20 protein-coding genes and 1 tRNA gene are annotated in these 21,708 nt (G+C 67.5%); 14 read left to right on the plus strand and 7 right to left on the minus strand.

Annotation, left to right across the window (positions count from 1 at the left end; genetic code table 11):
• Nucleotides 1-9: 9 nt before the first annotated feature.
• Complete coding sequence (locus ACQPW1_RS40815; protein WP_433658393.1) at nucleotides 10-1,353, minus strand: TIGR01777 family oxidoreductase; 1,344 nt, start codon at nucleotides 1,351-1,353, stop codon at nucleotides 10-12.
• Between the two features lie 87 nt (nucleotides 1,354-1,440).
• Here ACQPW1_RS40815 and ACQPW1_RS40820 point away from each other — a divergent pair, with 87 nt between their 5' ends.
• Both ACQPW1_RS40820 and ACQPW1_RS40825 read left to right on the plus strand, forming a co-directional pair.
• Nucleotides 1,441-2,418, plus strand: a complete 978-nt coding sequence (locus ACQPW1_RS40820) for an SDR family NAD(P)-dependent oxidoreductase (RefSeq protein ID WP_433658395.1) — start codon at nucleotides 1,441-1,443, stop codon at nucleotides 2,416-2,418.
• Between the two features lie 86 nt (nucleotides 2,419-2,504).
• Nucleotides 2,505-3,311, plus strand: a complete 807-nt coding sequence (locus ACQPW1_RS40825; protein ID WP_433658397.1) for a nuclear transport factor 2 family protein — start codon at nucleotides 2,505-2,507, stop codon at nucleotides 3,309-3,311.
• A 54-nt stretch (nucleotides 3,312-3,365) separates the two neighbouring features.
• Here ACQPW1_RS40825 and ACQPW1_RS40830 read toward each other — a convergent pair whose 3' ends face one another.
• Nucleotides 3,366-4,262, minus strand: coding sequence for a sterol desaturase family protein (locus tag ACQPW1_RS40830; protein WP_433658399.1), 897 nt, complete (start codon nucleotides 4,260-4,262; stop codon nucleotides 3,366-3,368).
• Between the two features lie 219 nt (nucleotides 4,263-4,481).
• Here ACQPW1_RS40830 and ACQPW1_RS40835 point away from each other — a divergent pair, with 219 nt between their 5' ends.
• From ACQPW1_RS40835 to ACQPW1_RS40845, 3 genes are all read left to right on the plus strand, one after another.
• Nucleotides 4,482-5,645 carry a sensor histidine kinase gene (locus tag ACQPW1_RS40835; protein WP_433658401.1) on the plus strand — a complete coding sequence of 388 codons (1,164 nt, stop codon included), beginning with the start codon at nucleotides 4,482-4,484 and terminating at the stop codon, nucleotides 5,643-5,645.
• Nucleotides 5,642-6,313 (plus strand): response regulator, encoded by a 672-nt coding sequence (locus ACQPW1_RS40840; RefSeq protein ID WP_433658403.1) that lies wholly within the window; start codon nucleotides 5,642-5,644, stop codon nucleotides 6,311-6,313. The genes ACQPW1_RS40835 and ACQPW1_RS40840 overlap by 4 nt, the downstream gene beginning before the upstream one ends.
• A 110-nt stretch (nucleotides 6,314-6,423) precedes the next feature.
• Nucleotides 6,424-6,993 (plus strand): hypothetical protein, encoded by a 570-nt coding sequence (locus ACQPW1_RS40845; RefSeq protein ID WP_433658404.1) that lies wholly within the window; start codon nucleotides 6,424-6,426, stop codon nucleotides 6,991-6,993.
• 63 nt (nucleotides 6,994-7,056) lie between these two features.
• Here ACQPW1_RS40845 and ACQPW1_RS40850 read toward each other — a convergent pair whose 3' ends face one another.
• Nucleotides 7,057-7,863 (minus strand): VOC family protein, encoded by an 807-nt coding sequence (locus tag ACQPW1_RS40850; protein ID WP_433658406.1) that lies wholly within the window; start codon nucleotides 7,861-7,863, stop codon nucleotides 7,057-7,059.
• Nucleotides 7,864-8,066: 203 nt separating this feature from the next.
• Between ACQPW1_RS40850 and ACQPW1_RS40855 the strand changes: the two genes are divergently transcribed.
• Nucleotides 8,067-9,329, plus strand: a complete 1,263-nt coding sequence (locus ACQPW1_RS40855) for an MFS transporter (protein ID WP_433658407.1) — start codon at nucleotides 8,067-8,069, stop codon at nucleotides 9,327-9,329.
• Between the two features lie 2 nt (nucleotides 9,330-9,331).
• Here ACQPW1_RS40855 and ACQPW1_RS40860 read toward each other — a convergent pair whose 3' ends face one another.
• The gene (locus tag ACQPW1_RS40860) at nucleotides 9,332-9,964 is read right to left on the minus strand and encodes an NAD(P)-dependent oxidoreductase (protein ID WP_433658411.1); all 633 of its coding nucleotides are present in this window, start codon (nucleotides 9,962-9,964) and stop codon (nucleotides 9,332-9,334) included.
• 111 nt (nucleotides 9,965-10,075) lie between these two features.
• Between ACQPW1_RS40860 and ACQPW1_RS40865 the strand changes: the two genes are divergently transcribed.
• From ACQPW1_RS40865 to ACQPW1_RS40875, 3 genes are all read left to right on the plus strand, one after another.
• Nucleotides 10,076-10,759, plus strand: coding sequence for a TetR/AcrR family transcriptional regulator (locus tag ACQPW1_RS40865; RefSeq protein WP_433658413.1), 684 nt, complete (start codon nucleotides 10,076-10,078; stop codon nucleotides 10,757-10,759).
• Nucleotides 10,760-10,856: 97 nt separating this feature from the next.
• On the plus strand, nucleotides 10,857-11,087 hold the full coding sequence (locus ACQPW1_RS40870; RefSeq protein WP_433658415.1) for a hypothetical protein: 231 nt from the start codon (nucleotides 10,857-10,859) through the stop codon (nucleotides 11,085-11,087).
• On the plus strand, nucleotides 11,088-11,303 hold the full coding sequence (locus ACQPW1_RS40875; protein WP_433658417.1) for a GNAT family N-acetyltransferase: 216 nt from the start codon (nucleotides 11,088-11,090) through the stop codon (nucleotides 11,301-11,303).
• A gap of 190 nt (nucleotides 11,304-11,493) precedes the next feature.
• Here the strand turns inward: ACQPW1_RS40875 and ACQPW1_RS40880 are convergent.
• A tRNA-Met gene (locus tag ACQPW1_RS40880) sits at nucleotides 11,494-11,567 on the minus strand.
• Nucleotides 11,568-12,108: 541 nt separating this feature from the next.
• Between ACQPW1_RS40880 and ACQPW1_RS40885 the strand changes: the two genes are divergently transcribed.
• Nucleotides 12,109-12,669 (plus strand): transglycosylase family protein, encoded by a 561-nt coding sequence (locus tag ACQPW1_RS40885; protein WP_433658419.1) that lies wholly within the window; start codon nucleotides 12,109-12,111, stop codon nucleotides 12,667-12,669.
• A gap of 79 nt (nucleotides 12,670-12,748) precedes the next feature.
• Here ACQPW1_RS40885 and ACQPW1_RS40890 read toward each other — a convergent pair whose 3' ends face one another.
• Entirely contained in the window at nucleotides 12,749-15,751 is a 3,003-nt protein-coding gene (locus ACQPW1_RS40890) for a UPF0182 family protein (RefSeq protein ID WP_433658421.1), read from the minus strand.
• A 225-nt stretch (nucleotides 15,752-15,976) separates the two neighbouring features.
• Between ACQPW1_RS40890 and ACQPW1_RS40895 the strand changes: the two genes are divergently transcribed.
• Entirely contained in the window at nucleotides 15,977-16,576 is a 600-nt protein-coding gene (locus tag ACQPW1_RS40895; protein WP_433658422.1) for a PPA1309 family protein, read from the plus strand.
• 6 nt (nucleotides 16,577-16,582) lie between these two features.
• Here the strand turns inward: ACQPW1_RS40895 and ACQPW1_RS40900 are convergent, their stop codons facing one another.
• Nucleotides 16,583-17,608, minus strand: a complete 1,026-nt coding sequence (locus tag ACQPW1_RS40900; protein ID WP_433658424.1) for a YlbL family protein — start codon at nucleotides 17,606-17,608, stop codon at nucleotides 16,583-16,585.
• Between the two features lie 126 nt (nucleotides 17,609-17,734).
• Between ACQPW1_RS40900 and ACQPW1_RS40905 the strand changes: the two genes are divergently transcribed.
• The 3 genes from ACQPW1_RS40905 to ACQPW1_RS40915 all read left to right on the plus strand — a co-directional run bounded on the left by ACQPW1_RS40905 (nucleotide 17,735) and on the right by ACQPW1_RS40915 (nucleotide 21,578).
• Nucleotides 17,735-19,165 carry a zinc-dependent metalloprotease gene (locus ACQPW1_RS40905; RefSeq protein ID WP_433658426.1) on the plus strand — a complete coding sequence of 477 codons (1,431 nt, stop codon included), beginning with the start codon at nucleotides 17,735-17,737 and terminating at the stop codon, nucleotides 19,163-19,165.
• An 86-nt stretch (nucleotides 19,166-19,251) separates the two neighbouring features.
• Nucleotides 19,252-20,157, plus strand: coding sequence for a hypothetical protein (locus ACQPW1_RS40910; protein ID WP_433658428.1), 906 nt, complete (start codon nucleotides 19,252-19,254; stop codon nucleotides 20,155-20,157).
• A gap of 77 nt (nucleotides 20,158-20,234) precedes the next feature.
• Nucleotides 20,235-21,578: an ABC1 kinase family protein gene (locus tag ACQPW1_RS40915; protein ID WP_433658430.1), complete on the plus strand. Its 1,344-nt coding sequence runs from the start codon at nucleotides 20,235-20,237 to the stop codon at nucleotides 21,576-21,578.
• Nucleotides 21,579-21,708 lie beyond the last annotated feature (130 nt).

Consider the following 21,708-nt stretch of genomic DNA (forward strand, 5'->3'; position numbering starts at 1 on the left):
ACTCGTGGCTCAGCGGCGGGCGCGTCCGAGCAGATGTCGTAGCGCCGAGGCGAGATCCGGTGTGCGGAAACGATGTCCGGCCTTGTCCAGCACGGCGGGCACGACCCGTTGGCTCGCGGCGGCGAGTTCACGCGCCCCCTGCTCGCCGAGCAGCAGCGCCGGGCCGAACTCGGGCACCGGCAGTAGTGCGGGCCTGCGCAACACACCGGCCAGGATGTGGGTGTATTCGCTGTTGCGAACGGGTTGTGGGGCAACGGCATTCACCGGACCGGACAGGGTGCTGTCCCACAGCGCGCGATGGTAGATATCCACCAGATCGTCGATGCCGATCCAGGACAGCCACTGCTCGCCGTCGCCGATCCGGCCGCCGAGCCCGGTCGCGAACAGCGGCCGCAGCAGGCGCAGGGTGCCGCCGCGCGGCGATTGCACGATGCCGGTGCGCACCTTGACGACTCGGACCCCACTGGCGGCGTCGGCGGCCGTCTCCCACGCATCGACCACGTCGGCGAGGAAACCGTCGCCGCGCGGAGCGTCTTCGAGCAGTCGCTCGTCGCCGCGGTCGTAGCCGTAGTAGCCGACGGCGGACGCGCTGACGAAGGTCGGCACACCCGCGCGGGCGGCCAGCGCGGCGAGCCGCTCGGTCGGGCCGATTCGGCTGTCGAGGACGGCCTGCTTGTGTTCGTCGGTGAATCGGCCCGCGATCGACGCGCCCGCCAGGTGCACCACCGCGTCTACCCCGTCGAGCAGGTCGGGCGCGGGATCGTCCGGGTTCCATTGCCTTTCGCCGGTTTGCGGCGAATGCCGGGCCAGGCGGAGCACGGTGTGGCCACCGGTCGTCAGGAAGGCGGTGAGTGCCGAGCCGACCAGTCCCGACGCGCCGGTCACGGCGATTGTCTTGGCCACGAAGCCCGCTCGCGCCGCGTCGGCGTGGGCGGCCAGATCATCGGCCAGTTGGCGATATCGGTAGTCGAACATCGGGCGCAGGACGAACGCGGGCACCGGCGACTCGACCCGATCCAGCACCCTGGTGTGCGTATCGTCGACGACCTCGAAATCGTGTGTGTGCCGCCAGCGCAGCAGCAAGCCCGCGGGCAGCGAGCCGAGCCCGTCGACGGCGATCTGGTCGACGAACCGCTGCGGCGGGTCGTAGCGGTTGGGATCATGCTTGGCCACCCAGCGCAGCCCGCCGGGCAGACCGAGCACCGCCTTGCCGTCAGCCAGCGAATCGGCCTCGGCCAGCACCGAGGCCGGCTGCCACGGCGGCGCGAGCCGCGCGAACGCGCCTGGTCGGGTGTGCCAGTCGAAGACCTCGGACCGGGGTGCCGCGACGACGCTCGAACACTCGATGCCCATCCCTCGACTCTAGCGAGGCGACGGCCCGATGCAACGTTCATGCATCGTTATTCGCTGACTTTCGCATCACACAGGAGATATTGCTTCATGACCGACGCGTCAGGTACACCCACGTTCTTCGACACCATGCTCGACCGGACGATCGTGCCGGGCTACAGCCGCCTCGGTTTCCGGCTGCGCCGCCGCGGCTGGCCCGCGGACGATCCACAACGGGACGCCATGCAAGGCCGCACAGCGCTGGTGACCGGTTCGAATTCCGGTATCGGCAAAGCGATTGCGGCCGGACTGGCCGGGCTCGGCTGCTCGGTGGTTCTTGCCGTGCGCGACCGCGAGCGAGGTGAGCAGGCGTGTCAGGAGATCCGGGCGGCCGATCCGGCGGCCGAGGTCTCCGTCACGGTGTGCGACGTCTCCGACCCGAGTTCGGTGACAGCCTGCGCGGACGAGCTCACCGATCGACTACCGCAATTGGACGTATTGATCCACAACGCGGGCCTGCTGCCACCCCGGCGCATCGAAACCGCCGACGGGCACGAGACGACGCTGGCCACGCACGTACTCGGCCCGCTCCTGCTCACCGACCGGCTCGTGCCGCTGCTCGACGCGGCCGACGGGTCGCGGGTGATCCTGATGTCCTCGGGCGGCATGTACGCCCAGCGGCTCGCCGTCGATGATCCCGAATACCGGCACGGTCGATACTCCGGCACGACCGCGTATGCCCGCACCAAGCGCATGCAAGTCGCGCTGACCCCGTTACTGGCCGAACACTATGCACCCCAGCGTATTTCGGTACACAGCATGCATCCCGGCTGGGCGGATACACCCGGTGTGATCACGTCGCTACCCGCCTTCCATCGACTCATGCGGCCACTGCTGCGCACCCCCGCGGAAGGTGCCGACACCGCGATCTGGCTCGCCGCAACCTCGGCCGCGCTACCGTCCGGCCGGTTCTGGCACGACCGCCGAGTGCGCCCGGAGCACTACCTGAGCCGCACGCATTACACCCCCGACGAGGCATGGCGACTCTGGCTGTTCTGCCGGGAAGCCGCTGGTATCGCCGTCGGATAGCCGGTCTGGCGGCCCCGGAACGCGATAGCCCAATTGGAACTTGTTCTACCATGGGTCGAGTCATCGTCGACATCGGAGGATCTGTCATGCCGCTGGAACCCTCGGCCGCGGAGCTACTGACGGCCGTCCAGGCGTCACCGCGTGCGGTCGCCGCGCACGACAAGTCCGCGTGGGTCGACCTCTTCGCCGCCGACGCCGAGGTGAACGACCCGGTCGGCTCCCGCCCGCACGTCGGCCGCGCCGCCATCGAGCGGTTCTACGACACCTTCATCGGCCCGAACGGCATTGCCTTCCGGGTGGAACGCGACATCGTGCAGCCGCCGACGGTGGTGCGCGATCTGACCATCGAGACCACCATGTCGACCGGAGCCAGGGTCTCGGTGCCGATGCACCTGCGCTATCAGCTCGCCGAGGAAGACGGCGACTGGAAGATCGCGCGCCTGGCCGCACACTGGGAGCTGGGGCCGATGATCGTGCAGCTCCTGCGAACCGGGCCCAGCGGGCTCGGTGCCGCGCTGCGGCTCGGACCGCAGCTGATCGGCAATCTGGGGGTCGACGGCGCGCTCGGCATGATGCGGGCGCTCGGCGGGATCGGACGGACGGGTCGGCGCGTGACGTCCCGGCTGTTCGCCGCGGCGGGCAGTACAGATATCGTCCGCGTCCGCGGGCTGCTCGGGCACTATGCGGTTGTCGAATTGCCAGCGGGCACACCGGTTTCGGTGGAGGAGTTCACCAATCGGGCGCGAAACATGCGGTGGGGCAAGCTGATCGCGGCCGGTCGTACGGTGACGGCGTCGGTGCGTTTCGGCGATACCCGTGGGGTCGCGTTCGTCGAATTCGCCGAGGGCTCGCCGAGCATCGCCCGCCTTCGCTTCTTCCTCGATGGTGCATGAGACAAGCTGCCGGACAGGCGAATCCGGGCGATGCGCGGCACCGCCCGGTCTCGATCAGGTGAGTTGGACCGACTTGACCTGAGGCAACGGTTCCGGCACGACCAGCTCGTGCTCGGCCCAGCCGGGCGGGCCGAAGACGTAACCGAGGCGGCCGCGCCAGGTGGTGGCGCCGCGCACGTCGCGGACGAGTCCGGCCAGCTCGTGGTAGTTGACCTTGATCGGGTTGTCGGTGCCGATGTTCTTGGTGAGCCCGTAGCGGATGGGCTCGGATTCGGCGGCGAAGCTGCCGAACATGCGATCCCAGATGATGAGGATGCCGCCGTAGTTCCGGTCGATGTAGGGCTGGTTCGAGCCGTGGTGGATGCGGTGGTGCGCCGGGGTGTTGAACAGGAACTCGATGGGACGGGGCAGCGTGCCGACCCGCTGGGTGTGGATCGGGAACTGGTAGAGCAGGCCGATGCTCTGCAACAGGAAGATCATCCAGACCGGGAAACCGAGCAAAGCCGCTGGCACCCAAGCCATTCCACGCAGGAGATTGGCCACCGGATGCACCCAGGGCAAACGGATAGCGGTGGACAGATTGAAGTGCTCGCTGGAGTGATGCACACTGTGCGACGTCCACAGCAACCGGACCCGATGATCGGCGCGATGCGCCCAGTAGTAGCAGAAATCGGTGACCACCAGGCCGAGCACCCACACCCACCACGACTTCGCCGACAAGTGCAACGGGGTGATCGCGGCGGCCGCCACCACCGCGGAGAACGGAATCAGGTACTGCGTCAGCGGTTTGGTGAGCCGGCCCAGGGTGAAGGTCGCCACGTTGGATACCGTGTCGCGCCCCGTCCCGCCGTTCTTCGGACGATCCGGATCGCGGCGATACGCGATCCACTCCACGAGCATGAACAACGCGAATGCGGGGACGGCATAGGTCAACAGCTCCACTCGGTCCACGTGATCTCCTTGATCGTCCGGCCTAGATTTCCGACGGTACGGGCGATGGCCTGCGCAAACATCGCGCCGCCGAGGGATTCGGCGTCCCCCGCGCGGGGGACGCGACGGCGTCGATCGACAGGCAGAGTCAGCGTGCGGCAGCCCGGACCGGGTAGCAGATCTCGCTAGGATCGCCCGCGACGGCTCCGACGACCCGAAGGCGGTGGCGAACTGTTGGACGTGAGCAGGTCGCTGGCCCGCCAGTCGCTGGTGGTCGCGGCGGTCGCGGCGGTGATCGACGCCGTCGCGCTCGGACTGTGTGGCGTGTTCGCCGTCGCACCGTGGCAGACCGTCGCGGTGATGGCGGGCATCGTCGTCAGTGATCTGGCCCTGGCCGCGCCGCCACGCACCGCGGGCGTGGTCGCGGTGACCCAGGTCGCGGTCCGGCTGCTGGCCGCCTGGCTGCTGCACCGGCACAGTTTCGATGGGCAATTCGCCGGGGTCGGCCTGCTGGTCGCCGGGTACCGGACCGGGGCGTGGCTCTCGGGACCGAAATCGGTGTTGACCATGCTCATGCTGTGCGGTGGCGTCGCTGCCTCCCACCTGCTGTCGCGCGACCACGCCGAACACGACTGGCGACTGCTGATCACGTCGACGATGGCCGCGGGCTGTGTGCCATGGCTGGTCGGGCGGTACACCGCGGCCCGGGGCGCCTACATCGCCGATCTGGAACAGCGGGAACGGCTGCGGCGGCAGGAACAGCAAGTGGCGCTGGAGCGGGCGGTCACCGAGGAGCGCGCGGCTATCGCACGGGACCTGCACGATGTGATCTCGCATCATGTGAGCGCCATCGGCATCCACGCGGGTGCGGCTCGAATGGCCATGGCGGACACCATGAACGGCGCGGCGACCCGTTCGCTGGCGGCGGTGGAGTCGAGCAGCCGGGCCGCGATGGTGGACCTGCGACGGCAGCTCGATCTGCTGCACGGCCGCGACGACGAGGGGCAGCGGCAACCCGGGCTCGCCGATATCGACGGGCTGGTCGAGCACGTGCGGGCCGCCGGATTGACGGTCGAGGTCGCCGTGCGTGGCGCGGTGGTCGAGTTGCCGGAGTCGTTGGATGTCACGGTGTATCGGATCGTGCAGGAGATGCTGACCAACGCGCTGCGCCACGGTGACGGTGCGCATGCCCGGCTCGCGGTGGTGTATCAGCCGAATCGGGTGGTGATCCGGGCTACCAATCCGATTCCACCCGTACCGGCAGCGTCCGATACCGCCGTGCCGCGCGGCCTCGGCGGGATCCGCCGTCGCACCGAGCTTTTCGACGGCGAACTCGACTACGGTCCCGACCCGGCCGGAACCTCTTGGCACACCACGGTTTCCGTTCCGATCGGTGGATCATGAACCGGCCGATCCGGGTGCTTATCGCCGACGATCACAGCATGTTCCGCTCCGGGCTGCGTGCGGTCGTCGACAGCCAAGCCGATTTCGATTGCGTCGCCGAGGTGAGCGATGGTCGTGCGGCCATCGCCGAAACCGCAAGGCTGCGACCGGATGTCGCGATCCTCGATGTGCGGATGCCCAAACTGGACGGGCTCGCCGCGACCGAGGCCATCGTTGCGGCGGGCGGCACCCATGTCCTGGTGCTCACCACCTACGACAGCGACGCCAACCTCTATCGCGCGCTACAGGCGGGGGCGAGCGGGTTCCTGCTGAAGAGCCTGCCGCCGGAGGAGCTCGTCGCCGCCATCCGTATCGCCGCCCGCGGGGACGCACTGATCGATCCGTCGATGACCCGTCGTCTGGCCGCCCGCTTCGCGACCACCCTCGCCCCGCCGCATACCCCGCCCGAGGTCGAGCACCTCACCGCCCGCGAGCTGGAGGTGCTGCTCCTGCTCGCCGATGCCCGCAGCAATGCCGAGATCGCCGCGCTGCTCGGCGTCGGCGAGGAAACCGTGAAGACCCACGTGTCCCGGGTGCTCGCCAAACTCGGTGTGCGTGACCGTATCCATGCGGTTGTCTATGCCCATCAGCACGGTCTGATCTCCCGCACGCCACCCGGATATCGCTGATCAGCGGGCCGCCGAGCGACACGGCGGGCCCACCCGAGGTCTCCAGAAAACCGACCTAATGGACGTACGGTTAATGAGACTGCCTGGTCTACTTCCATGGATGGAGCGCTATGCGTAGGGATCGCCCCCGAGCCGTTGTCATGGTTGTCGCGTGTTCGGCTCTGTTGCTGTCCGGAGCCGGTGTCGCGGGTGCCCAGGATGTCGGCGGCCAGGCGCCCGGTGCTCGTTCGGTCGAGAAGTCCACCCAGCAGGCGCTGATCAAACAGGCTCGGCAGCGGGCGGCGAGTGCTCGTGATCGCGCCGAATCCGCCGGCCGCGCCGACAGCCCGAGCGCGAAAACCAGTGGCAAGGCAAAGACCGGCAGCCCGCGCGACACCATCCACACCGGGATCGACAGCGCGACGAAGGCCGCCGAGGCCGCCTCGACCGCCGCCACCGCCGCGCAGGCCGCCGCCGACGCTGCCCGCGCCGCCTTGAGCGCCGTCCTCGCCACCGAAGACGCCGCCAACAGCTTCCTCGGCGCTTTCGAAGCCGATCGAGCGGTTCGGGCGGCCGACAAAGCCGCCGCCCACCCCGAAGATGTCGAACTGGCCAATGCCGCTGCGGCAGCGGAGAACAGGGCCGTCAAGGCGACCACTCGGCGGACCGATGTGGCCGTGCCCCCGATCAAAAAGCCGTAGCTACCGAACTCAGACGAAAGGCCAGCGCCGAAACGCTGGCCCTTCCTTTATCTTTCGGGTGGATTACGCGCCTGCCTGCGGCTCACTCACTGTTGTCTCGGGGTCGATGACGCCGAACGCCTCGCCTTGCGGCCCCTGCAGTACTCCCATCCGGCCGAACGGGCTGTCGTGCACGCCCATCAGGACCGTCGCGCCCAACTCGGTCGCCTTGGCGACGCTCGCGTCGGTGTTGTCGACCTGGAACCAGGTCAACCAGAGCGACGGGGAATCGCCGGGCGTCTTGCTCGCGTCGTTGACGCCACCGAGCGGAGCACCGTCCGGAGTCAGACCGAAGGTGGAGTAGACGAAGTTCTGGCCGTCACCGATTTCGGTGTAGTGCCAACCGAATACGGCCGCGTAGAACTCCTGCGCCTGCTTGTACTGGTCGGTGTGCAGTTCGTTCCAGCAGTAGGCGCCGTCCTCGTTGTAGATGCCGGCACCGGTGTGCGCCTTGGCTTCCCACACCCCGAAGACCGCGCCGACCGGGTCGGCGGCGACGAACATCCGCCCGACGTCGAGCACGTCGAACGGCGGCATCATCACCGAACCGCCTGCCGCGGTGATCTTTTCGGCAATCGCGTCGGCGCTGTCGGCGGCGAAGTAGGTGGACCACACCGACGGCGTCGCCATACCGTCGGGCTTGGGCCCGATCCCGGCGGCGGGCCTGCCGTGGCGTAGCGCCATCAGATAGCCGCCCGCGTCCGGCGGGCTATCCATGATCTCCCAGCCGAATAGCGCCCCGTAGAACTCACGGGCGCGGGTGGTGTCGTCGACCTGACTGTCGACCCAACACGGTGTCCCCGGTTGCCAGCTTCCGTCGTGAGTGGGCATATCCGTGGCCTCCTGACCTCGGTGTACAGAAGTGCGGCCGGACGCGGCCGGCACGCGGCCAAGTCAACCACCGCACACTGCCGGAAAGGGGCGAATCGCAGTTCCGGATGGGCACGTTCCGGCAACGGCGGGGCAAGCTTCACGAACCGGACACACCACGCTCATTTGTTGCCGGAACAGGGGTTGATCAGCAGGATGGCGGGATGACCACAACATCCGACGTCGGCCGGGAACCGCTACGGCTGGACGAACTTCCGGTTCGTCCCATTCATCGCAAGTTGGTCGCTCTCGTCGGTGCCGGATTGTTCTTCGATCTGTATGAGCTGTTCCTCGCCGGGACCATCACCGGGGTGCTGAAGCAGGAGATGCACCTGTCCACGTTTCAGCTCAGCGGGATCCTGGCGTCGGCGTTCGCCGGTCAGTTCCTCGGCGCACTGGTGATCGGCCGGTTGTCGGATGTGTTCGGTCGGCGCCGGATGTTCATGATCAACATCGCGTTGTACTCCGGGTTCACGCTGCTCGGTGCGTTCAGCCCGAACATCCTCTTTCTGATGGCAACGCGATTCCTGGCGGGGCTGGGCATCGGCGCCGAGATGACGGTGTCCGATACCTATCTGTCGGAAGTCGTTCCGCCGCAGGTGCGTGGGCGCATGATCGCCATGGCGTACACGATCGGCTTCTGTGCGGTGCCGACCGTCGGGTTCCTCGCCAAATGGCTGGTTCCGTTGCAGCCCTTCGGGGTCGACGGGTGGCGCTGGCTGTTCGTGATCGGCGGGCTCGGCGCCGCGGTGGTGGTCGTCGCGCGGCGGGACATGCCGGAGTCGCCGCACTGGCTGGCCCGGCAGCAGAACAAGACGGTCGGCCTGCCGTTCAGTGCGATCGTCCGGCCGCCGTATCGGGCCAGGACGACGTTGTTCTCCGCGGTGATGATCCTGCAGGTGTTCGGCTACTACGGGTTCGGCACCCTGGCCGTACTCGTGTTGGACCGCAAGGGATTCGAGGTGGTGACCTCGTTGAGCTACTTGGCCATCACCTATCTCGGCTATCCGCTGGGGTCGTTGTTGGCGATCCCGTTGATAGAGCGGATAGAACGCAAGTATCTCGTCATGGGGACCGCGACACTGATGGCACTGTTCGGCCTGACCTTCGGCTTCGCCACCAGCGTGCCGCTCATCCTGTTGTCGGGCGGGTTGTTCACGATCGCCAGCAATGTCTTCTCCGACGCGATCCACGCCTATCTACCGGAGTCGTTCCCCACCGCCGTGCGCGGCACCGCATCGGGCGCGACCTATTCGCTGTCGAAGGTGAGCACCGCGCTGCTGCCGTTCCTGCTGCTGCCGCTGCTCGATCGGCCGAACGGGCCGGGGCTGGTGTTCTCCGTGATCACCGTCGCGCTGCTCGCGATGGTTGCGCTGGTCGGGGTTTGGGGGCCGATCACCGGCAGGCGTGCGCTGGACGAGGTGTGAGTTCATTGGGCGAGGGTGGGTGCGGCGTGTGACCAGCGGTGCTCGTCGAGTTCGCCGACGATGAAACGGGCCAGGTCGGTTACCGGCACTTGCCAACCGCCGCTTGGGGTTTCGCCGTCCTGGACGCGGTAGGTCCCGGTCGGTGGGTTGTCGGTCAAGCGGGCGGGGCGGACGAAGGTCCAGTCCACGTCGGATTCGCTGATGATGGATTCCATCAGGCGCATGTCGCCGTAGAGCTCGTTCATCAGGGTTCGAGCGACGAGGCGGTACCACAGCGGGTGGTTCGGGTCGTCTCGGCGGACGCCGCTGGAGGTGATGGCGATCAGGCGGGTCGCTCCGGTGGTTCGCATCGCCGAGACCATGGCGCGGGCGCCGTCGGAATACAGGGCATCTGCGTGTCGACCGGAAGGGCCGATCGCGCTCACCACCACGTCGTGGCCCGCGACCGCGGCACGGACGCTGTCCGCGTCGCGTACGTCGGCGCGGACCACGGTGAACCTTTCCGGCTGATCGGCCGATGACAGCTTCGCCGGAGTGCGTACCGCCGCGGTGACATCGTGAACGGCGCTCAGCGCCTCCGTCACGATGGCTCGACCCGCCCGTCCGGCCGCCCCGAAGACGATCACCTTGCTCATGGCATCTCCTGATCTGACTGCGCTCAGTCTTACGATCAGTGATCGTAACGATCACTGATCGTTCAGAACGGTGCTCGCTCCGAACACTGTTTGTCAAGATAGGATCGGCCCATGCCCGGCAGCCCCCGCCCCAATCCCCGCACCAGTCCCGCGAAGGCCCCGTTGAGCCTCGACGCGATCGTGGCCGCCGCCCTCGATCTGGTCGACGAGTTGGGCTGCGCGGCGGTGAGCATGCGCCGGGTGGCCCAGGCTCTCGATACGGGCTCGGCCTCTCTCTATGTCTATGTGCACGACCGCCGCGAGTTGATGCTGCTGACGCACGACCGCGCCGTGGCCGCCGTCGAGCTGCCGACCGACGCGGACGGTGATTGGCGCGCCCGCCTCGAACTTCTCGTCGAACGCGTAGTCGCCGTGCTCGCCGGCCACCGCGACCTCGCCGCCGTCGGATTCACCGAGGCGCCCACGGGCCCGCACATCCTGCGGCTCGTCGAGGAGATGTTGCGCCTGCTTCGGCTCGGCGGGATCCAGGACGCCGCCGGCGTCTGGGCCGTCGACCTGCTCGGCCAGTACATCGCCTCGGCCGCCTTGGAGGCGGCGGCCAGGACCGACAGCACCGCCGAGACGATAGACGCCACCGCGGCTCGGCTGGACGCCGTCTACCAAGCGTTGCCCGCCGACGACTACCCCACGATCCGGGAGCTGGCCCCACTGCTCACCGCGGGCGGCAGCGCGCGGGAGTCGTGGAAGTTGCGGGTCATCATCGATGGTCTGCTCGCTCAGCGCGCACCGTCCTGAGCGGTCACATCCGGGTACCGAACGGTGTAATGGCCTGTCGGAGTTGGCGCGAAGTGGACCTCGGTTCGGGCGGGCCGGCACCGCTAACGTCGCTGCTGTGACCGAGATTCGCGAAATCAGCGCAGACCAGACCAAGTTGGCTGCGGCGACGCTGCTCGAGCTGCGCCCCAGGTGGGGCACGCCCGACGCACTGGTCGACTTCGTCGACACCGACCTGCGGCCGCGTGGTTACCGGCTCGCCGGGGTGTTCACCGGGAGCGACGACTCGGCTGTCTCGGTGCTGGGGTTCCGCGAGGCATGGCACAGCGCGTGGGGTCATCACCTGTAAGTGGACGACCTGATCACCGCCGCCACCGCGCGCGGACACGGCCACGCGGATCTGCTCATGACATGGGCGAAACAGGAAGCACAGCGGCTGAACTGCGAAGGCGTCCATCTCGATTCAGGAGTGGGCCCCGACCGCGCCGCCGCCCACCGCCTCTACATGCGCCACCACCTCCGGATCAGCGCCCACCACTTCACCGTGCCGACAGAAGGCCGCTGACCGGCCCGCAACGGGTACGCCTCACGACTTCGGCGGGCGCACTTGGTCGGCGAGCTTCCCCTGCTCCTTCTTCTCTTGTTTGAACAGAGGGTGTCCAGGTGGCCGCAGGCTGACCGGCTTCGGGCGCGACCAAGTGCTCATAGAAATGACGAACGGCCCGGAACTGTGTGTTCCGGGCCGTTCGTCGTTGTAGCGGGGACAGGATTTGAACCTGCGACCTCTGGGTTATGAGCCCAGCGAGCTACCGAGCTGCTCCACCCCGCGTCGGTAAAAACAACATTACACACGGGTTCACGTTGACGCCAAATCGCCTGGTTGTGGGCGGATTTCCCCTGCTTGGGGGCAGGCTGCGGCGCGAGTCCCGGCGGCGGGAAAGTGGGGACGGAGAGCAGGGTCACACGATGGGTCGAGCTGGCGGCGGTTCGGTTGGTCGATACAGATGGGCCTATCACCGGGCGTGGCAACTCGTTAAACGTGACCTGGGTCACAATTTCGTAGTGATCTCGAACACATAACGTTGCTATAACAGACCGTCCAGAATGCGTGTCGGCGGCATTTGCGACCTGCACAAAGGGCCATATTCGGGTTATTCGCTTCATGCAATTCGAGTGTTATCAAGACGTGATCTGCCGAGATTTCTTCGTTACCGTGCGTTCACGGCCCGGATCATCCGTGAAGGGCTCGAACTCGAACCGTTCGAATACCGGCGACCCTGTCCCACGGTTCGAGGATCCCCGACAACCTGGGGGCAGGGACCGGCGTGCTCGATCGCCGAGTTGGTAGGCGCAGGGAGGGAAATGCACTTATGACTGAGAACCGGAAGTTCAACGCCCGCGCCCTCGGCTTTGCCGCTGTTACCGGCGCCCTTGTTGCCGTCCCGTTCGCACTCTCCACCGCGACCGCATCGGCCGCGCCTGCCCACAACTGGGATGGCGTCGCACAATGCGAGAGCGGTGGTAACTGGGGCATCGCCACCGGCAACGGTTACTACGGCGGCCTGCAGTTCTCGCAGAGCACCTGGGCCGCCAACGGTGGCCACGGCTCCGCCAACAACGCAAGCAAGGACGAGCAGATCCGTGTCGCGGAGAACGTGCTCGCCTCCCAGGGACAGGGCGCCTGGCCGGTGTGCGGCCAATACCTGCGTCCGGGCACCTCCGAGCCGGAGCCCCAGGCGGTTCTGGAGCCGGAGCAGGCTTCCGAGCCCGCCGCACCCGCCCTCCCCGCGGTTCCCGGCACCCCCAAGGCCCTCGTCGAGCAGGCCAAGTCCGTCGGCAGCGACCTGGCCAAGCAGCACGGCCTGGACGCCCAGTACCAGCAGATCCTGCAGCAGAACGGCTCGCTGATCGAGTCGATCGCCGGTCGGTAAAAGCCTTACCGCACAACGCAAGCGGCGCTGCTATCCCTGGGGATAGCAGCGCCGCTTCATGTTTCGGGCTGGACCTAGCTCAGCGACCGGCGTCCTGGTATGCCTTCGCTGCCGCGTCCAGCTCATCCAGGGCCTTGCCGAAGTCCTGGAAGTTGCCGCTGCGCATGGCATTTCGCACGGCATCGATCTTCCGGTTCAGCTCCGCCGCGGCGGCGTCCTTCGCGGCCGACGAGCCGGGCGGCGGGGTGACCCCGCCCGGTGGCGGCGTCGGCGTGCCACCGGTGTTCGGCGGCGGCGTGGTCCCCTCCACCGGCGGTGGCGCGGTGCCGGGTTTCGGCCGGACCGCCGGATCGCCACCGAACGGTGTCGCCAGCGAACCCGCGCCCGGCAGCACCTGATTCAGTGCCTCCGCCAACGTGGACGCGTAACCGACCTTCACACTGCCCGCCTCGTCGCGATAGCTAACGAGCACTCGCAACAATTGTGGGAAGGTCGAGGTATTCGGCCCGGTATTGCGTTCGTTATAGAACGGCTCCACGTACAAGATGCCGCCGTCGGCAATCGGCAACGTCAGCAGATTGCCGTATTTGATCTTGTTCGAGTTGGACAGCAATGTGCGCTCGCGCGAAACTTCCGGCGCGGTCGTCATTGTGTTCTGTGTTTGCTGTGGACCCTGTGTTTGCGTATCGGTCGGCAATCTACGAATGGTGAACTTGCCGTAGCCGTCCGGATCCGAACGCACCGAGATATAGGCCGACAGGAATTGCCGGTTGTAGCCGACCATCGCGCTGGTCAAATTGAAGACCGGCTTGTTGGTCTGCTGGTCACCGAGCAGCACGTAGTACGGCGGCTGGTTGAACGTGCCGCCCTCGATCGTCGGATCGCTCGGCACCGACCAGAAAGCGTTGTTGGTGAAGAACTCTCGCGGATCGTCCACGTGGTACTTGGTCAGCATCTCGCGCTGCACCTTGAAGAAGTCCTCGGGATAGCGGAAGTGCGCCCGCAACTCCGGCGAGATCTCGCTCTCCGGCTTCACCGCGCCGGGGAACACCCCGCGCCACGCCTTGAGCACCGGATCCGTCGAGTCCGTCTCGTACAGGGTCACCGTGCCGTCATAGGCGTCGACGGTGGCCTTCACCGAGTTACGGATGTAGCTGACCTCCTTGCGCGGCAGCAGCCTGCCGGTCTTCTTGTCGATGCTGTCCTCGACCGTGCTGTCCAGCGAGGTCTTCTGGGCGTACGGGTAGTTGTCGAGGGTGGTGTAGGCGTCGACGATCCACTGGATCCGACCGTTGACGACCGCCGGGTAGGCATTGCCGTCGGTGGTCAGCCACGGCGCCACCTTCTGCACCCGATCGCGAGGGGCGCGGTTGAAGATGATCTTGGAGTCGCTACCGATGGCCGAGGAGAAGAGGATGTTGCGCTCGGCGTACTTGGCGGCGAAGGCGAGCCGGTTGAACCAGTTGCCGATCGGCACGCCACCCTTGCCGTCGTAGGTGAATTGCGCGGTATCGGAATCGTATTCGCGGGCCCGCTGAGCGTCCTTGGCGCCGACGATGGCGTAGTCCGGACTGGCCTGCGAGATCACCTCGCCGTAGTAGATGCGCGGCTGGTCGACCTTGATCCGCTGCTTGTCCGTCGGCGTGAACAGGTCGCTGACCATGAAGATCGGGTAGCCGCTGTCGCTGCTGCCGCCGGTCGCGTTCGGGTCCTCGGACTGCGGCTTGTTGACCCGGTTCGCGGGCGCGGCGACGAAACCGTTGCCATGCGTGTAGACGGTGTGCTGGTTGATCCAGTCCTTCTGGTTACCGCTCAACGCGGCGGGCGACAGCTCGCGAGCCGCCACGATGTAATCCTGCACATCGCCGTCGAGGTTGTAGCGGTCGATGTCCAGCGACTCGGGGAAGCCGTAGAAGTTCTTCAGCTGACGCAGCTGAGTGAACGTGGGCGACAAGATGTTCGGATCGAGCAGCCGGGCATTGCCGATGGTGGCGGCGTCGACCGGAACCTGCAGTGGACTCTTGGCGCTCTCGCCCTTGTAGTCCTGATACGTGATCTTGTCGTCGGTTATCCCGAACGCCTGCCTGGTCGCGGCGATATTGCGTTGGATGTATTCGCTTTCCTTGTCCGCGGCATTCGGGCGCACCGAGAACTGCTCGACCACCAGCGGCCACACCGCGCCGACCAGAATCGAGGACAGCACCAGCAGCGCGGCCGCCATGGCGGGCACCCGCAGATCGCGCAGCACGATGCCGGCGAAGAAGGCGAGCGCGCAGATCACCGCAATGGACAACAGGATCAGCTTGGCGGGCAGCACCGCGTTGATATCGGTGAAGGAACCACCGGTGAAAGTGGGCTCCTTACGGCTGCTCATCAACAACTCATAGCGATCGAACCAGTACGCGATCGCCTTGAGCAGCACGAAAAGCCCCGCGAGCACGGCCAACTGGATGCGCGCGGCGCGGGTCAGCGTGCCCTCGCGACCGCTGAGCCGCAGCCCGCCGAAGACGTAGTGCGTCACCAGGCTGGCGAAGAACGCGATGACCACCGCGACGAACAACCAGTTCAGGATCATCCGATAGAACGGCAGCTCGAAGGCGTAGAAGCTGACGTCGAGATGGAACTGCGGGTCCTGCTGGTTGAACGGGCTGCTGTTCAGGAACAGCTGCACGGTGACCCAATTCGACTGCGCCACCAGGCCGGACAACAGCCCGAGCAGCACCGGGATGCCGACACCGAACAACCGCAGCCTGCTCATCACGGTGGTGCGGTAGCGCGCGATCGGATCGTTCGGCCCGGCCACCGGCACGAACACCGGCCGGGATCGATAGGCGAGCAGCAACGCCAGCCAGACGACCACGCCGACGAAGAGCGCGACAGCGAGGAACAATAGGATCCGCGTCCGCAGCACGGTCAGATACACGTTGCGGAAGTTGACCTCGCCGAACCACAACCAATTGGTATAGGTATCGGTCAGTCGTGGACCGAGCAACAGCAATGCCGCAAGGGCAATGGCTGCTAGCAGCAGCACGCGGCTGCGTCGGGAAAGCGAAGGTAAGCCGGTGGGGGGCCGCATGCCCACGATGCCACTCTCCAAGGTCCGGCGGCACTCTCGCGCCGATAACGTCCGGCCGAGCTGCCGCAGTCCGATGTTGCGGGTGGTCCTTACGGACCGTCGGCCCCACTCTACGGAATCGGACACTGATCCCACGCTCTGCCTGTTGTTCGCCAGTCGCAAAACTCACGTGAAGTGTGAAGCGGCGGGTTTGTGGATTGCCCGCGCGGTCCATTTGATTGGATATCCCCCGTGACCCCCGCAGATCTGCACGCCGAACTCGTCCTCGCCCGCTCCGTCCGCGAGGTCGCCGAATTCGTCGACGTCGAAGGATGGGGCAGACCGCCGCAGATGTTCGCGCTGGTGCCCACCGCCGACCTGGTCGCGGCCCAGCCCGAGCTGCTCGAGGAGGTCGACGAGGCGGCCGAGCTCACTCCCGTTGCACAGGAGCTGTTTCCGGACGACATCACCGGCGGTTCGGTGGCACTGGACGAGTTCCTCGCGACCACCAGCTGGCCGCCCGCCGTCCAGGGCTGCGTGCTGGTGCAGGAGATCGTGGTGCTGCCGCCGGATGCCGAATCCACCCTGGACGAGGCGCTGGTGCCGCTGCTCGCCGACCACGAGGCGGCCGACGCCGCCGCGCGCGCCGCGGCCGAGGCACATCCGGATCGACGCGAGGCCCGCCTGTTCGCCGCGGTGCTGCGCGAGGGCGCGTCGCTGTGCCTGCTGCAGCTGCGCCCCGAGGACACCGAAGACGACTTCGGCGATATGGACCTGCGCACCTACCCGAACCTGGCGCCCAACCTGATCGACGCGCTGCACGCCACGCTGGAGTGGTCCGGGCTCGACTGACCCGGCTCAGCCGCAGCTGACGGTTTCCTTACCGGCGTTGATGTCGTTGAGCGATTGCACGGCGCCGGTGAGGGTTTCGACCTTCACCAGGCGCAGGCCGTCGGGGGTGCGCTGCTTGGCCTCGTTGCAGTTCGCGGCGGGGACCATGAAGGTCTCCGCGCCCGCGTCGCGCGCGGCCATCATCTTGTACTGGATGCCGCCGATCGGTCCGACCTTGCCGTCCTGATCGATGGTGCCGGTGCCCGCGACGAACTTGCTGCCGTCCAGCTCGCCGGGGGTGAGCTTGTCGATCAGCGCGAGGCTGAACATCAGCCCGGCCGACGGGCCGCCGATGTCGGCGAGGTTGAAGTCCACCTGCAGCGGCGGGCGCGCACCCTCCCCCGGTGTCACGCCGAGGTAGCCCTTGTCCTTGTCATCCGGTCGGGGGCCGAGGGTCACCTGCACGGTCTGCTCGGCGCTGTCGCGACGCAACTGCACGGTCAGTTGGGCACCCGGCGGCTGCGACGACACGGCCGTCACCACATCCTTCGGTGCGGTGATCGGCGCGCCATTGATGCTGATGATCTCGTCGCCGGGTTTCAGCGCGTCCTTGGCCGGACCGTCCTCGGCCACCTTGCGCAGCAGCACCACGGTCGGCATGTTCAGGTAGTGCAGCGCCGCGACCTCGGCGTTGCCCTCGGAATCCTTGAAGTCCTGCTGGTTGGACTTGTCGATCTCGTCCCGCGACACCCCGGGCGGGTAGACCTCCGCGCGCGGCACCAGGCCGTGCTTGCCGCTCACCCAGAAGCCGAACGCCTCGAAGATGCTCAACCCGTCGCGCACCGACACGGTGGTCATATTGAGATGGCCGGTGGTCGGGTCCACCTCGGTGCCCCGGACGTCCACCACCTCTTTGCCGTCGACCTTGCCGAGCGTGTTGAAGGTGGGGCCGGGGCCGAGTGCGACGAACGGCACAGTGAGCACGCTGCCGAGCGCGCCGAGCACGAGCACCGGGATCAGAGCGGCCACCAGGGTGAGGATCCGACGATTCACCTGGACCACAGTAGTGATGGCCGCCGTCGAAGGACGCCGGAGGCGGACATTAGGCGCTCCCGCGCGTCCCCGGTTTCGCGTTGCGCGAACATCAACTGCCTGCACTACACGCGTAACGTGAAGCATATGAGTGACGTCCCCTTCGGATTTTCGAACCGCGACGACGACGACCGCAAGCGCGGTGACGAGCCGGGCGGTCCCGAGTCGAACAACCCGTTCGGAGTGGGTGGACCCGGTGGCGGTTTCGATCCGTCACAGCTCGGGCAGATGTTGACCTCGCTCGGTCAGATGCTCAGCGGCATCGGGCAGCCCGGCTCGGCCGGGGCCGGCCCGGTGAACTACGACGTCGCCAAGCGACTGGCCCGCCAGCAGCTCGGCGCGAGCATCACGCCCGTGTCGGCGAGCACCGCGAGTGCCGTCGCCGACGCCGCGCACCTCGCCGAGCTGTGGCTCGACGGCGCGACCGACCTGCCCGCGGGCGCGACCAAGACCGTCGCGTGGACCGCCAACGACTGGATCGAAGAGACCCTGTCCACCTGGCAGCGGCTGTGCGACCCGGTCGCCCAGCAGATCTCCGGCATGTGGACCGCGTCGCTGCCCGAGGAAGCCAGGGAATTCGCGGCGCCGATGGTCGGCATGCTCGGTCAGATGGGCGGCCTCGCCTTCGGCTCGCAGCTCGGTCAGGCGCTCGGCCAGCTGGCCAAGGAGGTGCTGACCTCCACCGATATCGGTCTGCCGCTCGGCCCGTCCGGCACCGCGGCGCTGCTGCCCGCGGCGATCGCGGAGTTCAGTGCCGGGCTGGAGCAGCCGGAGAGCGAGATCATGGTGTTCCTCGCCGCCCGGGAGGCGGCGCATCAGCGGCTGTTCGGGCACGTGCCGTGGCTGCGCCAGCAGGTGCTCGCCGCGGTCGAGGACTACGCGCGCGGCATCCGGATGGACTTCTCCGCGCTGGAGGAGGCCGCACAGGGCATCGACCCGTCGGCGTTGACCGATCCGAGCAAGCTCGAAGAGATCCTGTCGCAGGGCACGTTCGAGCCGCAGACCACACCGGAACAGAAGCAGGCGCTGGAACGGCTCGAGACCCTGCTCGCGTTGATCGAGGGCTGGGTGGAGGTCGTCGTCACCGATGCCGTCGGTGATCGGCTGCCCGGTGCGGGCGCGTTGGCCGAGACGCTGCGTCGGCGGCGGGCCACCGGCGGTCCGGCCGAGCAGACCTTCGCGACCCTGGTCGGTCTGGAGCTGCGGCCGCGCAAGCTGCGCGAGGCTGCGGCGCTGTGGCGCAGGCTCACCAGCGACGCGGGCGTGCAGAAGCGTGACGGCGTCTGGGCACACCCGGACCTGCTACCCGACTCCAACGACCTGGACTCCCCCGCGGGCTTCATCGATTCGGTGATCGGCGGCGGCACCACCGCCTTCGACGATCCGCTGGCGCAGCTCGAAGAGACCGAGGCTCGCGAGAAGGCCGAGCGGGAGAAGTCCGGCGAGGCCACCGAGCGCCGTGCGGACGGCGGCGAGTCCGGACCGGACCTGGGCAAGGACAGCGGCACGTCCGCCTGATTGTCCTGTTGGTAGCGCCGAATCCCTGTGGATAACCAGGGGATTCGGCGCTGGCCGGGCATCGCGGGTTGCGCATACTGCCCGGCATGACATCACTGTGTCGTGGTCCGATGCTGCCCCCGCAGGTCGCCGTGCTGGTGCGCCCGTCCGGCGTCGTGCAACTCGGTTGGCATCCCGAGACCGCGCTGCTACTCGACGCCGACGGGCTGGACGCCGACACCGTGCTCGCCTTCCTACGCCTGCTGGACGGCACCCAGACCCGGCCCCAGATCGTCTGGCGCGCAGGCGAATGCGGCATCGCGCCGGATGACGCGATGGCGCTGCTCGACGTGCTGGACGAGGCCGGACTGCTCGAACATCCCGAGGATCGCAGCGGGCGGATCCGGTCGGTGCGGGTGCACGGGCTCGGCCCGATGTCGGACGCGATCGCCTCGGGGCTGCGCAAACTCGGTGTCCGGCCGAGCCGTTCGCGCGACTACCGGCCGCACGCGGCGCCGGTGTCCGGCTGGCAGGCCGACCTGGTGGTGTTGGCCGACACGATGATCGCCGACCCGCGCCTCATCGACGATCTGGTGCGGCACCGGATCGCCCACCTGCCGGTGCGGCTGCGCGACGGTCGCGGCGTGATCGGGCCGCTCGTGCTGCCCGGCGCGACCAGCTGCCTGCGCTGTGCCGATCTGCTGCGCGCCGACAACGACGCGGACTGGCCGCACCTGGCCGCGCAGTTGCTCGGCCGGGTCGGGCACGCGTCCCCGGCCAAGATCGCGGCCACCGCCGCCCTCGCGGTCAGCGAAGTAGAAGACATCCTGGCGCTGTCGACCCGCCGGAAGCTGGCCACCTTGGACGCGACACTCGAGTTGGACCTGGCCGCGCACCTGCTCGATCGGCGGCAGTGGCCGCGCCACGCGGACTGCGGATGCCGTCGAATTCCCGCTGGGCTCACCGCATGTCGAAGTCGCTCCGGCACCCCGACCGGATCGAAGATCAAGTGATCGGGGTCACTCCCGTCGGCGGTGCCGATTCAAGATTGCCATGGCTAAGTAGCGGTTCCTTCCGCCATGATGGGTACGTGTCTGAGATTGTGCGCCGCCGCTCGTCCCGCAACGCCAAGTTGGCCAAGATTCCGCTCGGCATCGCCGGGCGGGCCGCCGTGGGGTTCGGGAAGAAGCTGGTCGGCGGCGACCGGTCCGAGATCAACGCACAGCTGAACCAGAAGGCCGCTGAGCAGCTGTTCACCGTGCTCGGTGAGCTCAAGGGCGGCGCGATGAAGTTCGGCCAGGCGCTCAGCGTGATGGAGGCCGCGGTCCCCGAGGAGTTCGGTGAGCACTACCGCGAGGCACTGACCAAGCTGCAGGCCGCCGCGCCGCCGATGCCCGCGGAGACCGTGCATCGGGTGCTCGACCAGCAGCTCGGTACCCAGTGGCGGCAGCGGTTCCAGGAGTTCGACGACAACCCGGCCGCGTCGGCCAGCATCGGCCAGGTGCACAAGGCGGTGTGGTCGGACGGCCGCACCGTCGCGGTGAAGGTGCAGTACCCCGGCGCGGACGAGGCGTTGCGCGCGGACCTCAAGACACTGAACCGGATGACCGGGCTACTCGCGACGGTCATCCCCGGCGCCGACGTGAAGCCGATCCTCGCCGAGATCACCGAGCGCACCGAAGAAGAGCTCGACTACCGCAACGAGGCGACCAATCAGCGCGCCTTCTCGAAGGGTTTCGACGGGCACCAGGAGATCGTGGTGCCCAAGGTGGTGGCCAGCGCGCCGAAGGTGATCGTCACCGAATGGCTGGACGGCACCGCGGTTTCCTCGATCATCAAGGCGGGCGCCGAGGATCCGGAGGGCACCCGCGAACTGCGCAACCGGGTCGCGGGCCTGATGGGCCGCTTCCACTTCTCCTCCCCCGAGACCGTCGGCCTGCTGCACGCCGACCCGCACCCGGGCAACTTCATGATGCTCGCCGACGGCAAGCTCGCCGTCATCGACTTCGGCGCCTGCGCACCGATGCCGAACGGCTTTCCGGTCGTGCTCGGCCGGATGCTGGCGCTCTCGGTCGAGGAGCGCTACGAGGAACTCACCGAGCTCATGTACGACAACGGCTGGGTCATCCCCGGTCGCACCGTCACGCACAAGGAGATCGCCGACTACCTGCGGCCCTTCACCGACCCGATCAAGTCCGACTCGTTCCACTTCACCCGCCGGTGGATGCAGCGGGTCGCGGGCAAGGCCTCCGACATCTCCAGCCAGGAGATGAAAACCGCACGCGCCCTGCAACTCCCGGCGGAATACGTGATGATCTTCCGGGTGCTCGGCGGCTCCGTCGGCATCCTCGCGCAACTCGACGCCGAACTTCCCTTCATGGAACTGGTCCGCACCTGGATGCCGGGCTTCCGCGAGGAGCGCACGGCCAGCTGAGCGGGGGCGATACCGCCTGACGTCGGTGACTCGGCCCGTGCGACTCCAATTGCGGGGAGCCGGATCGATGGTCGATTAACCTCGACTGAGGTCGGATCGGCTCCGTCGACGAAGGGTGATGGCCATGTCG

This window comes from Nocardia sp. CA-128927, from assembly GCF_050955855.1.
GTDB lineage: Bacteria > Actinomycetota > Actinomycetes > Mycobacteriales > Mycobacteriaceae > Nocardia.

Bases quoted from the DNA above. Each gene is read 5' to 3' on its own strand.
- ACQPW1_RS40815 (WP_433658393.1), bottom strand. From the start codon at position 1,353: ATGGGCATCGAGTGTTCGAGCGTCGTCGCGGCACCCCGGTCCGAGGTC.
- ACQPW1_RS40820 (WP_433658395.1), top strand. From the start codon at position 1,441: ATGACCGACGCGTCAGGTACACCCACGTTCTTCGACACCATGCTCGAC.
- ACQPW1_RS40825 (WP_433658397.1), top strand. From the start codon at position 2,505: ATGCCGCTGGAACCCTCGGCCGCGGAGCTACTGACGGCCGTCCAGGCG.
- ACQPW1_RS40840 (WP_433658403.1), top strand. From the start codon at position 5,642: ATGAACCGGCCGATCCGGGTGCTTATCGCCGACGATCACAGCATGTTC.
- ACQPW1_RS40845 (WP_433658404.1), top strand. From the start codon at position 6,424: ATGCGTAGGGATCGCCCCCGAGCCGTTGTCATGGTTGTCGCGTGTTCG.
- ACQPW1_RS40850 (WP_433658406.1), bottom strand. From the start codon at position 7,863: ATGCCCACTCACGACGGAAGCTGGCAACCGGGGACACCGTGTTGGGTC.
- ACQPW1_RS40855 (WP_433658407.1), top strand. From the start codon at position 8,067: ATGACCACAACATCCGACGTCGGCCGGGAACCGCTACGGCTGGACGAA.
- ACQPW1_RS40860 (WP_433658411.1), bottom strand. From the start codon at position 9,964: ATGAGCAAGGTGATCGTCTTCGGGGCGGCCGGACGGGCGGGTCGAGCC.
- ACQPW1_RS40865 (WP_433658413.1), top strand. From the start codon at position 10,076: ATGCCCGGCAGCCCCCGCCCCAATCCCCGCACCAGTCCCGCGAAGGCC.
- ACQPW1_RS40885 (WP_433658419.1), top strand. From the start codon at position 12,109: ATGACTGAGAACCGGAAGTTCAACGCCCGCGCCCTCGGCTTTGCCGCT.
- ACQPW1_RS40905 (WP_433658426.1), top strand. From the start codon at position 17,735: ATGAGTGACGTCCCCTTCGGATTTTCGAACCGCGACGACGACGACCGC.
- ACQPW1_RS40910 (WP_433658428.1), top strand. From the start codon at position 19,252: ATGACATCACTGTGTCGTGGTCCGATGCTGCCCCCGCAGGTCGCCGTG.